Source organism: Archangium violaceum, assembly GCF_016859125.1.
GTDB classification, from domain to species: domain Bacteria; phylum Myxococcota; class Myxococcia; order Myxococcales; family Myxococcaceae; genus Archangium; species Archangium violaceum_A.
This window is the reverse complement of sequence record NZ_CP069338.1, coordinates 1,260,414-1,272,988: the sequence shown is the minus strand read 5'-3', so window position 1 is coordinate 1,272,988 and position 12,575 is coordinate 1,260,414. Positions and strand designations below refer to the sequence as shown.

Here is a 12,575-nt window from a genome sequence, read left to right as displayed (position 1 = left end):
CATACGAGCGCTCGAGTCAGCGGCTGGTGATGGGGCATGGATGCGCCGCGATGTGAACCGGGGCTGCGGAACACGGGTGTAGACCCTCACCCCCCGCCCTCTCCCAGAGGGAGAGGGAGCATGCGCAACACGACTCTGTCCAAAGACTTCGTGGACATGCCACTAGCCCATCCGGCGCGCTCCGGCCCGCTCCCAGGGCGGGGTGCCCGCATAACGCTCCGCGAGGAACGAGACGAAGGCCTTCACCTTCGAAGGAACCAGGCGCCCCGGCGGGTGGACGGCGAAGATGCCGGTGTCGGGTATCGACCAGTCGTCGAGCGCCCGGACGAGCCTCCCGGCGCGCAAGTCCTCCGCGACGAGGAACGTGGCCAGCACCGCGAAGCCACAGCCGCCCACCGCCGCGAGCCGCAGTGCCTCCGCGTTGTCCGAGACGAGCACCGGGCGCCCCCGCGCCTGCACTTGCTCGTTCCCTCGATGAAGGGTCCACATCAGCCCCTCCGAATAAAGGCTGAAGTAGAGGCATGCGTGTTGGGCCAGGTCCTCGGGCTTCGTCACGGGCCTGCGGCCCCGGAGGTACGAGGGCGCCACGCAGAGGACGCGGTGGTTGGTGGCGAGCCGGCGGGCGACCAGGCTGGAGTCCGCCAGTGTGCCGATGCGGATGGCCACGTCGAAGCCCTCCTGGACCAGGTCCACGTAGCGGTCCAGGAACGAGCACTCCAGCGCGATGCGCGGGTAGCGGCGCAGGAACTCCGGCAGAGAGGGGGCCACCTGGAGCTGCCCGAAGAGGTTGGGCACGGCCACGCGGAGCCGGCCCCGAGGCTCCGCGGCCAGACCGGAGACGAGCGCATCCGCGTCCTCGACGCGGGTGAGCACGTCCGCGCACCGTTCCAGGTACAGTGTCCCTGCCTCCGTGAGTGACACGTGGCGGGTGGTGCGCCGGAGGAGCGCGGTGCCCAGTGCACCTTCCAGGCGCGCGATGCGCCGGCTCAGCGCGGAGGCACTGATGCCCAGCTCTCGCGCCGCGTCCGCGAAGCTCAAGGCCCGCGCCACCGCGGTGAAGCTGAGCATGTCTTCCAGCCGGTCCCTCATCGCCACACGCTCCATGCCGAGCGCCTCCCGATTGTTGCACGTGGTGCACGAGTCTAGTGCCGCGCTCCCCGATGATGGAGCCGGGCCCGCGGGCTACGTCTGCACTGCACGCATCGGGGGCGCGGCGGCCATCCAGGCCCTGTGACTTCCCGCCTCCGTGGGAGCACGAACATCATGACGGATACGAGAGTTTCCAGGACGTTCCAGGGGAAGGTTGCCCGCGTCACGGGGGCTGGCAGTGGAATGGGCCGCGCCGCGGCCGTGGCCTTCGCGCGCGAGGGAGCCTCGGTCGTCCTCGCGGGACGGCGCCGCGCGGAGCTGGACGCGGTGGCCGTGGAGGTCGAGTCCGCGGGCGGGCGGGCCCTGGCCGTCCCCACCGACGTCGCGAAGGCGGAGGAGGTGGAGCGGCTGGTACGCACGACGCTCGAGCGCTTCGACCGGCTGGACGCGGCCTTCAACAACGCGGGCGTGGAGGGCGTCTTCGCTCCCATCCATGACTCGAAGGTCGAGGACTTCGACTCCACCTTCGCCATCAACGTCCGGGGCATCATCGACACGCCCATGCTCCGCCGCCTATCGACGGAGGAGTCGCGGCGGCCCTTCATCGCGCACGTGCCCGCGCGCCGGCTCGGCAGCCCGGAGGAGGTGGCGGACGTGGTGCTCTGGCTGTGCTCCGACGGAGCGCGCTTCGTCACCGGCCAGAACATCCTCGTCGATGGCGGGTATGCCATCGCCGGCCACCGTCCCTGGGCCTGATCGGACGCAAGGATTCCAACTCGGGATGACATCCACATGAACTGCTTGCACCTCATTGGAGCCCTCACCGCGGCCCTGCTCACCGCCGCTCCCTCGGCCTCCCCGATCACCACCCGTCTGCCCCTGCCGGCGGGCTTCACCTATCCCAATGGCATTGCCCACGCGGAGGACGGGACGCTCTTCGTCGGCTCTGTCTCGAATGGCCGCATCCTGCGCCGGGCTCCGGGAGGTGACTGGACGGTGCTGTTCCCGGGCTCGAAAGAGGTCTTCGCCGTGACGAGCCTGCGGCTGGATGTGGCTCGCGGGCTGCTGTGGGGCACCTCTCCCGATGCCATGGGCCTGCTGCGTCCGGGCGGAGCCCTGGGGCGGCGCGCGCCCCGGATCTTCTCGATGGATGCTCGCACGGGCGAGGTGCGGCGAATCGTTGCCATCCCGGAAGGCGGCCTGGGCAATGATCTCACCGTGGCGCCGGATGGCGGCCTGTACGTGACGGACAGCACCCGGGGCTCCGTCCTCCACCTGCGCCCTGGAGGCGAGCGACTGGAGACGTACGTGTCCGACGCGCGCTTCCTGGCGAAGGGGGCGGGGATGAGCAGCGTCGGCCCCGCCGGTATCGCACTGGCACCGGATGGGCGGACACTCGCCGTCAATACCTACGGGCCCGGACGGCTGTTCCTCGTGCGCCTGGGCTCGGCGGGAGCGCCGCCCACCGTGAGCGAGGTGGAACTGCCGCGCCGGCTGGAGAACCCGGACGGGATGCGCTTCGCGCCGGACGGCCGGCTCCTGGTGCTGGAGGGAGCGACGAGCAGCGGGGATGGGCGCGTGGTCCGCATCGACGTGCTCGGCACCGCGTCCGGGCCCCGGCCCATCGAGGTGCTGGCCTCCGGAATGGAGTCCCCCGTCAACCTCACGGTGGACGCGAATGGCCGGCTCTGGGTGACCGAGGCCCGGCTGCGCGACCGGCTGCTTCGAGGCGCCGAGGCGAAGGTGCCGGACGCGTTCTGGGTGACGGAGCTGTCCGCCCGGAAGTGAGGGGCCCATGACGGTGGGCTCCACCCGCTCCGCGCTGACCACGGCCCTCCGATTCAGCGGGGACGCGGCGGCCGGGCCTCCTCGTCATCGGGGAGCGGGGTCGACGTGCCGACCTTGATGGAGATGGTGGAGCCCGTGTCGTGGATGGGGGAGCTCGCCCCGCTCTTCGACGTCTGCTTGAGCTCGTACGTCTTCTCCGGGGCGTCCGTGCTCACGGTCTCGCTCTTCGGCTGGGCATTCTGACCCGACAGGTGGAAGTGTGACGACCCGAAGAGCTTGGACGAGGGAGCGCCATGCTTGTTGTCGACCTCGAGATGGACGGTGTCGGGGGTGGCGTTCTCGAAGTAGAGGATCGCGCCCCGGGTCACTTCCACGCTCGAGGGTGAGACGTTGGCGGTCCCCATCCCCAGGAAGGTGTTCACGCTGAAGCTCTTGGAGTGCTTCTGGTCCGACCAGGTGTACGTGAGCGTGAAGTACTGATTCTGGTTCGAGGCCCCGGGGGCGATCTGCGCCGGGGTCGTCCCCGAGACTTCGACCGTGGCCGTGTTCTGGCCGGAGACCTGGAGGAACGCGTTCGAAGGGGTCGTGGAATCCTGCTGGCCGGCGTAGACGCTGACGGTGATGGAGCCGGTGAGCCCGTCGAGGGAGAAGGACAAGGTGTCCCCCTCGAAGGCGTTGCCCCCCCAGCTGCTGTCCTCGAATTCGAAGCCGCTCGTGGTCAGTTTGATGCCGAAGGTATTGGGCACGATCGTGTTCCTCCGTGTGGGGTGTCGGGAGTCCGCTTCGGGACTCGGGGCCGCGTCCATAGCAACCCCCGTGCCCGCGTCCGCCGCTCATCGCTCCGAGTTGCCCAGGCCGAGCTCCTTGATGCGGCGGTTCAGCGCCCGCTTGGACACCTCCAGGCGGCGGGCCATGGCCTCCAGGTCGCCCCCGCTCTCATGGAAGCAGCGGGTGATCTCCTCCGCGCTCAGGTCTCCCGCGGTGCGGATGTTCGGGCTCTTGTCGATGAGATCGTAGATGGAGGAGCGGGGAATGCCGAGCCGGTCCGCGGCGGCCTTGAGATCCCAGGAGTGCTCCCGCAGGGCGGCGAGCAGCTCCTCCTCGGCCACGTCGGAGGCCTTGCGGCGCGAGCCCGCCTTTTCGGGAGCCGGGGAAGCGGAAGACTCGGACGCGCGGGGCGGGAGCGGGGCCGAGGCGGAGTCCAGCTCCTGGGCGAGCCTCGGGTCGAGCCGCAGGGCGGGCTGGCCGCGGCTGCCAATCACGAGCTGCCGGGTGAGGTTGCGCAGCTGTCGGATGTTACCGGGCCAGGCGTAGCGGAGCAGACGCACCGCCAGGGAGGAGGGCATCCACGGCGCGGCGTGGGCATCCTGGGGCGAGAGGCGCCAGAGCTCGCCGAGGGCCTCGAGCTCCTCGCGGGCGAAGTGGTGGAAGAGCAGGCCGATGTCCTCGCGGCGCTCGCGCAGGGGCGGCAGGCGGATGTCGTAGCCGGCCAGCCGGTGGAGCAGCGGGGCCTTGAAGCCACCGTCGCGGATGCGCTCCTCCAGGTGGGCATCCGTCGCGGCGATCAGCCGCACATCCGTCTTGAGGGGCGTCTGGCCACCCACCGGGTACATCTCTCCGGTCTCCAGCACCCGCAGCAGCATGACCTGTACCTCGGGAGGCGCTTCGCCCACCTCGTCGAGGAACAGGGTGCCGCCCTGGGCGGCGCGGAAGAAGCCCTCGCGGTCGCGGGTGGCACCGGTGTAGGCGCCCCGGTGCGCGCCGAACAGCTCGGCGGCGGCCAGCTCCTTGGGGATGGCGCCGAGGTTCACGCTGACGAAGGGGCGGTCGCGGCGAGGGCTGTGGCGGTGGATGGCCTGGGCCACCAGCTCCTTGCCCGTGCCCGTCTCGCCGCGCACCAGCACCGGCACGTTCAGGTCGGCGATGCGAGCGATGTGCTCGCGCACCTGGCGGATGCCCGTGCTGCCTCCCACCATGCCCAGGGAGTCCCGGGGCTCCTGCACCTCGGGTTCGGCCAGGTGCAGCAGGAGCACCACGCGCTCGGAGAGCTCGAGTGGCACGCCGGAGACCAGCGCCTCGGGTGACAGCTCCCAGCTTCCGAGGATGGGCGCTCCCGAGACGACGCGCGTCCCGCCCTCGGGGACGGACACCACGAACCGCCCTTCCCTGCCGGGGGAGAAGCGCAGGGGCATCCGGCTCACGAAGGGGTCCGACAGAGGCAGGCCGAAGGGACTTCCGGGCCGGGTGAAGTCCGGGCTGTTGCGCGAGACCTCCACCGTCCTTCCAGCCAGCAGCGCGTCGAGCAGCAGCCGCTCGCCCACGCGCTGCGGCATGGGATGGGAGACGATGGTCAACGAGGGGACGAGGTGGGGGCCCTGCTCCCCGAGGGGCTGTTGCGGTGTGATGGCCGTGGAGACATCGGCCACGGGTGGAGCAGTGGGGGTGGAGTCGCGGGCTCCAGGGCGGTTCCGCATGGCCTGGAGTCTACGTCGACCGACGTGTCGGAGTGTCGCGCCGGCGTGTCGTCCATGTCCCGACGTTTCAGGTCGGCACGCGCGCCCCCGCGGAGTACCTTCACGGCCCCATATGAGCTTCCCCTCACTGGACGATATCGAGACCCCGGCGGCGCTCGTGGACGAGGAGCGCCTGGAGCGCAACCTGGCGAAGGCCTCCGCGTACATGCGCGAGCACGGGCTGCGGTGGCGGCCGCATACGAAGACGCACAAGGTGCCGGAGCTGGCGGCGAGGCAGCTCCAGGCGGGCGCGGTGGGCGTCACGGTGGCCACGCCCCGCGAGGCGGAGGTGATGGGCGCGGTGGCGGACGACGTGCTCCTGGCCTATTCGCCCGTGGGCGCCTCGAAGCTGGCGCGGCTGATGGCACTGCCCCGGCGCGTGCGGCTCTCGGTGGGGCTGGACTCGCGGGAGGTGCTGGGGGGGCTGGCGGAGGCCGCGCGTGGGGCGGGGCGCACCGTGGGCGTGCTGGTGGAACTGGACCTGGGGATGCGCCGGGTGGGCGTGCAGACGCCGGAGGAGGCCGTGGCGCTGGCCCGCGAGGCCTCGGGGGCGGAGGGACTCGAGTACCAGGGCGTGATGTTCTACCCGGGGCACATCCGCATGCCGCTGGCCGAGCAGGGCCCGGTGCTCGCGGAGGTGTCGAGGCGGCTGGGCACGTTCCTGGACGCGCTGGGGGCGGTGGGGCTGAAGCCGGGAATCGTGAGTGGCGGCTCCACGCCCACCCTGTGGCGCTCGCACGAGGTGGTGGGGATGAACGAGGTCCGTCCGGGCATCACGCCCCTCTTCGACCGGGCGAGCGCGTGGATGGGCGCGTGCGGTTGGGAGGAGGTGGCCTACTCGGTGCTCGCGACGGTGGTGAGCACGGCGGTGCCGGGGCAGGCCGTCATCGACGCGGGCTCCAAGGCGCTGGCCAAGGAGGAACTGCCCGTGGAGGGCTATGGCGCGCTGTTGGACCAGCCCGAGGTGGTGGTGCGGACGATCTCCGAGGAGCACGGAATCCTGGACCTGTCGCGCACGGCGTGGAGGCCGCGCGTGGGCGAGCGGGTGCGGGTGGTGCCCAACCACGTCTGCGTCTCGGTGAACCTGCAGGACGAGCTGTGGGCCGTGCGCGGCGGCCGGGTGGTGAAACGCTGGGACGTGACGGGGCGGGGCCGGGGGCCTGTGTAGCGCGCATGCGCGTTGCCAGCATGCCCCGAGGTCGGCATGGTGGGGCCATGAATGATGTCGCCTCGAAGGAGTCGGTTTCCACGACCTCGCGTGCGGCGCTGTCCGACGCCGCGCTCGGTCATCTCGTGCTGCGCCTGGTGTTGGGAATCAACATCGCCATGCATGGCCTCACGCGTGTCGGCGACCCGGCCGGGTTCGCGCAGGGCATCGTGAACGGGTTCGCCCAGACGCCCCTGCCCGTGTGGAGCGTGCGCCTCTTCGGGCTCGTCCTCCCGTTCCTCGAGCTCGTGACGGGAGTGGGGATGCTGCTCGGGTGGCGCCTGCGGGCGTTCCTCCTGCTGGGCGGCGTGACGATCGCGGCCCTCACGTTCGGAACGTGTCTGCGGCAGCAGTGGGAGACCGCGGGGCTCCAGCTCTTCTATGCCCTCGCGTACGCGTGGCTCCTGCACCATGCCGCCGAGGCGCGCTTCACCGTGGACTCCTGGTTGGCCCGGCGCCGCTGAAGCGCCGCTCCGTGCTCAGTGGACGGTGCGGCCCTCCTGGCTCTGCCGGTAGACGGGGAGCCGCAGGGAGTGCAGGAAGCCGATGGGCCGGATGCCTCGGCCGTCCAGGAAGGGATTGAAGCGCAGGCGCTCCGGATCCAGCCTCACCTCCTCGCGCAGGTGGATGTCCGCCAGGGGCGTCCAGGTGTGCGGCAGCCCATCCTCCAGGGGAAAGACCTCGAAGGTGAGGAGGGCGGTGCCCGCGTGCATGGCGTCCTTCAACCGCTGCACCCGTGTGCCGGACCGCTGGGGCGCGCCGCGCGGCGAGGTGAGCCGCAGCTTCACCTTCCCGAGCCCCAGGACCGAGAAGGGCGCGATGCCGAAGTAGTCGTTCTGGAGCCAGTCGTGGACGCGGGTGGTGAGGAGCGCGGGGGCCAGCGACCAGAAGTGGCGCGCGGTGGCGAAGAGGACGTCCTGGTCCTCGGGTGAGGCCTCCTCGGTGATGCGCGCGTCGCGCCGGAAGCGCACCGAGGCCCCGAGGATGTCCGGCCACTCGCGTCCGCCCCGCCAGGTGGCGGTGGACAGCCGCACGAGCGCCGGGCCCGCGAGGCGCTCGGCCACGCTCGAGAAGGGCGGGTCGGTCCGGATGGGCACGGCCTCGGCCTGGAGGCAGATGCCCTCGGGATGGAGGGCGCGGGCGTGGCGCAGCTCCGCGGCCACGCGAAAGGATGGACTCCACAGGGTTCCCACGACCCGTCCGACCGCTTCTCCCAGCACGCCCATGTTGCACCTCCTCCGGGAGCACAGGGTGGGGGGTGATGGGGCCTTTGGCCACGATGGGTGCCCCGCCAGGAAGGAGGGCGGGCGGGGGAGCTACTCCAGGGCCGTCCAGAGGTCGTCGAAGGCCCGACAGAAGGGCTGCACCAGACGTGGGTCATCCGACACGAGCACGTTCTCGTGGTTCTGGTCCGCCGCCGAGCGCGTCCAGTTGTAACTCCCGGTGAGCAGGCGCATCCGGTCGAACACGGCGAACTTGTGGTGCATGTGGGCCTGCGTGCGGTCCACCCGGACGGGCACGCCCGCCTCGCGCAGCCGGTGGATGTCCGAGCCGGGATCCAACGCCTTGTCCCCATCCGACACCACCCGCAGCCGGACGCCCTTCTCATGGGCCTCCATCAGGGCCCGGGTGATGCGGTCGTCCGTGAGGGTGAAGACGCACACGTCCGCGCTGCCCCGCGCCTCGCCGATGAGCCGCACGATGGCCCTCAGGGGGTCCTCCCCGGGGCTGAACCAGGCCTCCACCCGGCTCGTCTCGCGCAGCTCCCGGGAGGGCAGCAGGGCCTTTATCGTGTCCTCCAGCCAGGAGATGACCTCGCGGGCGCGGAGGTCGGTGACGGAGGTGCGCGCCAGCTCGAAGGCCCGCGAGCGGAACAGGGCCAGCACCGCCTCGCCGGCCTTGCGGTCGTCCAGGACGGCCTGGAGCGCCTGCCGCTCGGTGCGGGTGAGGGTCCTGTCCTCCAGGGTGGAGGCGAGGATGGCGTCGATGTCGGAGGCGTTCATGGGGATACCCGGGAAGGGTCCCGAGCGTAGCCTGGAGTACGATCTGGAAAGAACGGGGGGGCGCCCGGGTCGAAGGCGCATTAGTGTTGGGGGGCCATGAACATCCCTTTCGTCATCGAGACCACGCACCGGGGCGAGCGCGCATACGACCTCTACAGCCGGCTCCTCAAGGACCGGATCGTCATGCTGGGCACGCCGGTGACCGATGAAGTGGCCAACGTCATCGTCGCCCAGCTGCTCTTCCTCGAGTCCGAGGACCCGGACAAGGGCATCAACCTCTACATCAACTCGCCTGGCGGCTCGGTGACGGCGGGTCTGGCCATCTACGACACGATGCAGTACGTCAAGTGCCCCGTGTCGACCATCTGCGTCGGGCAGGCGGCCTCCATGGGGGCGCTGCTGTTGCTCGCCGGGGCGACGGGCAAGCGCTACTCCCTGCCCAACTCGCGCATCATGATCCACCAGCCTCTCGGTGGCGCGCAGGGCCAGGCCTCGGACATCGACATCCAGGCCAAGGAAATCCTCCGTCTGCGCTCGTACATCAACGGCCTCATCGTGAAGCACACGGGCCACTCCATCGAGCGTATCGAGAAGGACACCGAGCGCGACTACTTCATGAGTGCCGAGGAGGCCCGGCAGTACGGCATCATCGACGAGGTCGTCACGAAGCAGCTGCTGACGCCCTCCGCGCCCGCCACGCCCACCAAGGGCTAGGCGTCCTCGAAGGACCTCGTTCCGCGCAAGCGCTGCGGCCCGTCATTCCCGCGGGTGCAACGCTTGCGTGCCGGACACCGGGGCTCTCGTCGCGTCGCGAGGGAGCACTCGTGGCACGGACCATGCTCACCTTTGAACCGTCATGGTCCCTCTTCGTCCCGCCATTGCTTTCGTCTTCTCCTGCTCGCTCCTCGGCATCGGCTGTGCTGGCCCGACGCAGGAGCGCCGCATGTACCCGGAGCCGTCCAACACCGTGCAGCAGGAGCTCGGCTACCGCGACGTCGTCCGCATCGGCCAGGAATACGCCGTCTCCTCGGGCTATGAGGTGACGGAGGTGGCCGAGGCCGTACAGGTCCGCCCCAACTACTGGCGGATCCGCTTCGGCCTGGCACCCCGGGGCTCGGGGCGGCTGCTGGATATCGAGTTCGACCAGGCCCAGCGTCAGGTCGTGGGCGCCACCGAGGTGGGTGGCGCCGCGGGCCGTGTGACGCCGGGTCCGTGAGCGGGCGCCGTCAGGGCAGGGTCGACAGGAATCGCGTCACGTCCTGCTCGAAGCGGTCCGCCTCTTCCAGGTACGGGAAGTGCCCGCTCTTCTCGTACTCGAGCAGGGTGGCGTTGGGCAGCGTCTTCACCAGCGCCTGGATGCTCTCCAGACCGACGGAGTGGTCGTACCGGCCGCCGATGGCGAGCACCGGCGCGGTGACCTGGGCGGAGCGCGTGAAACGGTAGCTCGTCAGCTCGGTGGAGAAGAGAGCGCGGGACATCTCACCCGTGTTGCGCAGGCCGCTCTCCGCGTCGATCGACTCCTGCATCTGGAGGTACGTGGCGTCGTGGAACTGCAACTGGTTGAAGAAGGACTGCGCGTCCACGCCCCGCAGCGCCCGCATGACCTGCTCGTAGTCCGACGTGTCCTCCTGCGAGGCCAGCGTGGTCAGCCGCCCGGGGTACAGGCGCTCGAGCTCGCGCTTCCAGGTGGCGAAGGAGAGCGCCGTGTCCGAGATGCCGCTCACGTACACCACGCCCGCCACGCGTTGGGGATGACGCACCGCGTACTCCAGCGCGAGCGTCCCGCCGAAGGAGTGGCCCATCAGCACCCAGCGCTCCACGCCCAGCTCCTGGCGCAGCGCCTCCAGGTCCGCCACCAGCACCTCCAGCGAGTAGCGGCCGTCCCAGGGGCGCTCGGAGCGGCCACAGCCCCGCTGGTCCAGGTACACCATGCGCCGGGACTTCTCGAGGCGCGCGCCCATGAGCTTCGAGAAGCTGTAGCTGTTGTAGCCGGGGCCACCGTGGAGGAAGAGCACCGGGGCGCGCTCCGCCGGAGCCTGGCCGGCGATGCGGTAGTACAGCCTCACCCCGTTGATGATGCGCTGGTGCTCGCCAGCGCTCAGCGGTGGCTCGAAGTTGGAGAGGGGCGCGTGGTGCGTACAGGCGGTCACCAGCGCGCACAGGACGGCACAACCCAGGAGTCCGAGTCTCGAGAAACGCATGCCCCGTATGTGTCACCTCTGGTCTCGGGTTGCCCGTGCCCGCGGTGGGAAATGTCGCCCGCTGTCCGGCGCGACTGTTGGCTGGTGGTTACTCCACCCGGGTGATGCGGTTCGTCTCTGGCGGAGAGAGCGGCGAGTGGGCCTTCAGCCACGCCTCCAGCGCATCCACGTCCACCATGCCGCCGCGCCGTTCGGTGCCCTCGGCGAGCACGCGGAAGCCATCTCCGCCGCCGGCGAGGAAGCTGTTCACCGTCACTCGGTAGCGGCCCGTGGGGTCCACGGGCACGCCGTTCAGCCGGATGCTGGCCGGGTCCACCTTGTGGCCCACGGGCGCCGAGGCCTTCCATGTATAGGAGAAACCCCGCGAGGGCTGGAGGATGCGCACGAGGTTTCCCTCCCACTGCTGCTCCAGCAGGGTGTGGAGCTGCGCGCCGGTGAGCGTCAGCGTCACCAGGGTGTTGCCGAAGGGCTGGAGGGTGAAGGCCTCGCCGTAGGTGACATCGCCCGCGTCGAGCTCCCCGCGGATGCCTCCCGGGTTCATGAAGGCCACCTGGGCTCCCGCGTCCTTCGTCGCCGCGAGCTGTACATCGGCGAGGGTGTTGCCCAGGGTGGACTCGCCCGAGGGCCAGCGCCTGTCGTCCGGTTGCTCGAGCGGCGCCGACGCCCGGCCGAGGACGCGATCCCTCATGGGCGCGGCCAGTCTGTCATAGCGGTCGATGAGCGCCTGCACCTCGGGGGGGCCCTCCGCGTCCCGGGTGACGACGACGTTGCGCGCGGTGCTCTCCACCACGTCGCCCGTGGCCGCGTCCAGCACGAGGTCCAGGTCCGTGATGAGCCGCCCGTAGGACGCCGCGCTGGTGACGCGCTTGCCGTCGATGACGCAGTTGTAGGACTGGTGGGTGTGGCCGCTCAGGACGGCGTCCACCTCTGGATCCATGCGGTGGACGATGTCCACGATGGGGCCGGAGATGCCCTCGCATCCGTCGTACGACGAGCCCGTCTGGACGCCGCCCTCGTGGAGCAGCACCAGGATGGCCCGCACGCCCTGCTCGCGCAGCTGGGGCACCAGGGTGTTGACCGTGTCGGCCTCGTCCCGGAACTGGAGCCCCTGGATGCCGGCGGAGTCGACGATCTCCGGGGTGCCCTCGAGCGTCATGCCGATGAAGGCCACCTTCACGCCCCCGAAGTCGCGCACGACATAGGGGGGGAAGAGCGTGTGGCCCCGGGCGTCGACCACGTTGGCGGCGAGGAACTGGAACTTCGCGCCCTCGAAGGGCGTGCCGTCCTGGCAGCCATCCACCGGGTGACAGCCGCCGGCCTGCATGCGCTGGAGCTCGGCCGCCCCCTCGTCGAGCTCGTGGTTGCCCACGGCGTTGAGCGTGAGCCCCGCGAGGTTCATCGCCTCGATGGTGGGCTCGTCATGGAAGAGGGCGGAGACGACGGGGCTGGCACCGATGAGGTCCCCCGCGGACACCACGAGGGTGTTCTCCGGGTTGCTCGCGCGCAGCTCGGCCAGATGGTGGGCGAGGAAGCTGGCGCCTCCCGCCTTCACCCTGAGGGGGCTGCCGTCAGGGCCCTGCCCGGTGCGGATTTCTCCCGAGGAGCCTGGAGGCGGCGCGAGGTTTCCGTGGAAGTCATTGAGGGCCAGCACCTGCACGTGCACCTGACGGGGGCTGGAGGCTGGCTGGGTATGGGCGCAGGAGAGCAGGAGCGCGGCGGCGAGCGGAAGGGCGTGGAGCGGAGAGGGGCGGGAAGGCGAGGGGGGGCGCATGCG

13 protein-coding genes are annotated in these 12,575 nt (G+C 70.5%); 6 read left to right on the top strand and 7 right to left on the bottom strand.

Features of this window, described 5'->3' with window-relative positions; genetic code table 11:
* Positions 1 to 162: 162 nt before the first annotated feature.
* Positions 163 to 1,104, bottom strand: a complete 942-nt coding sequence (locus JQX13_RS05440) for a LysR family transcriptional regulator (RefSeq protein ID WP_239014553.1) — start codon at positions 1,102 to 1,104, stop codon at positions 163 to 165.
* Positions 1,105 to 1,263: 159 nt separating this feature from the next.
* Between JQX13_RS05440 and JQX13_RS05435 the strand changes: the two genes are divergently transcribed.
* Both JQX13_RS05435 and JQX13_RS05430 read left to right on the top strand, forming a co-directional pair.
* Positions 1,264 to 1,845: an SDR family NAD(P)-dependent oxidoreductase gene (locus JQX13_RS05435; RefSeq protein WP_203408009.1), complete on the top strand. Its 582-nt coding sequence runs from the start codon at positions 1,264 to 1,266 to the stop codon at positions 1,843 to 1,845.
* 36 nt (positions 1,846 to 1,881) lie between these two features.
* Positions 1,882 to 2,877, top strand: coding sequence for an SMP-30/gluconolactonase/LRE family protein (locus JQX13_RS05430; protein WP_203408008.1), 996 nt, complete (start codon positions 1,882 to 1,884; stop codon positions 2,875 to 2,877).
* A gap of 53 nt (positions 2,878 to 2,930) precedes the next feature.
* Here the strand turns inward: JQX13_RS05430 and JQX13_RS05425 are convergent, their stop codons facing one another.
* Both JQX13_RS05425 and JQX13_RS05420 read right to left on the bottom strand, forming a co-directional pair.
* On the bottom strand, positions 2,931 to 3,623 hold the full coding sequence (locus JQX13_RS05425; protein ID WP_203408007.1) for a hypothetical protein: 693 nt from the start codon (positions 3,621 to 3,623) through the stop codon (positions 2,931 to 2,933).
* A gap of 87 nt (positions 3,624 to 3,710) precedes the next feature.
* Positions 3,711 to 5,351: a sigma 54-interacting transcriptional regulator gene (locus JQX13_RS05420; protein ID WP_203408006.1), complete on the bottom strand. Its 1,641-nt coding sequence runs from the start codon at positions 5,349 to 5,351 to the stop codon at positions 3,711 to 3,713.
* A 112-nt stretch (positions 5,352 to 5,463) separates the two neighbouring features.
* Between JQX13_RS05420 and JQX13_RS05415 the strand changes: the two genes are divergently transcribed.
* Together JQX13_RS05415 and JQX13_RS05410 are read left to right on the top strand one after the other, a co-directional pair.
* On the top strand, positions 5,464 to 6,558 hold the full coding sequence (locus tag JQX13_RS05415; RefSeq protein ID WP_203408005.1) for a D-TA family PLP-dependent enzyme: 1,095 nt from the start codon (positions 5,464 to 5,466) through the stop codon (positions 6,556 to 6,558).
* Positions 6,559 to 6,605: 47 nt separating this feature from the next.
* The gene (locus JQX13_RS05410) at positions 6,606 to 7,061 is read left to right on the top strand and encodes a DoxX family protein (protein WP_239014552.1); all 456 of its coding nucleotides are present in this window, start codon (positions 6,606 to 6,608) and stop codon (positions 7,059 to 7,061) included.
* A gap of 15 nt (positions 7,062 to 7,076) precedes the next feature.
* Here the strand turns inward: JQX13_RS05410 and JQX13_RS05405 are convergent, their stop codons facing one another.
* Together JQX13_RS05405 and JQX13_RS05400 are read right to left on the bottom strand one after the other, a co-directional pair.
* The gene (locus JQX13_RS05405) at positions 7,077 to 7,823 is read right to left on the bottom strand and encodes a hypothetical protein (RefSeq protein WP_203408004.1); all 747 of its coding nucleotides are present in this window, start codon (positions 7,821 to 7,823) and stop codon (positions 7,077 to 7,079) included.
* A gap of 90 nt (positions 7,824 to 7,913) precedes the next feature.
* The gene (locus tag JQX13_RS05400) at positions 7,914 to 8,600 is read right to left on the bottom strand and encodes a phospholipase D-like domain-containing protein (protein WP_203408003.1); all 687 of its coding nucleotides are present in this window, start codon (positions 8,598 to 8,600) and stop codon (positions 7,914 to 7,916) included.
* Positions 8,601 to 8,696: 96 nt separating this feature from the next.
* Between JQX13_RS05400 and clpP the strand changes: the two genes are divergently transcribed.
* Together clpP and JQX13_RS05390 are read left to right on the top strand one after the other, a co-directional pair.
* Positions 8,697 to 9,314, top strand: a complete 618-nt coding sequence (clpP, locus tag JQX13_RS05395; RefSeq protein WP_203408002.1) for an ATP-dependent Clp endopeptidase proteolytic subunit ClpP — start codon at positions 8,697 to 8,699, stop codon at positions 9,312 to 9,314.
* A gap of 142 nt (positions 9,315 to 9,456) precedes the next feature.
* Positions 9,457 to 9,816, top strand: coding sequence for a hypothetical protein (locus JQX13_RS05390; protein WP_203408001.1), 360 nt, complete (start codon positions 9,457 to 9,459; stop codon positions 9,814 to 9,816).
* Between the two features lie 10 nt (positions 9,817 to 9,826).
* Here JQX13_RS05390 and JQX13_RS05385 read toward each other — a convergent pair whose 3' ends face one another.
* Positions 9,827 to 10,801 (bottom strand): alpha/beta fold hydrolase, encoded by a 975-nt coding sequence (locus JQX13_RS05385; protein ID WP_203408000.1) that lies wholly within the window; start codon positions 10,799 to 10,801, stop codon positions 9,827 to 9,829.
* A gap of 88 nt (positions 10,802 to 10,889) precedes the next feature.
* On the bottom strand, positions 10,890 to 12,572 hold the full coding sequence (locus tag JQX13_RS05380; RefSeq protein WP_239014551.1) for a bifunctional metallophosphatase/5'-nucleotidase: 1,683 nt from the start codon (positions 12,570 to 12,572) through the stop codon (positions 10,890 to 10,892).
* Positions 12,573 to 12,575: the final 3 nt, after the last annotated feature.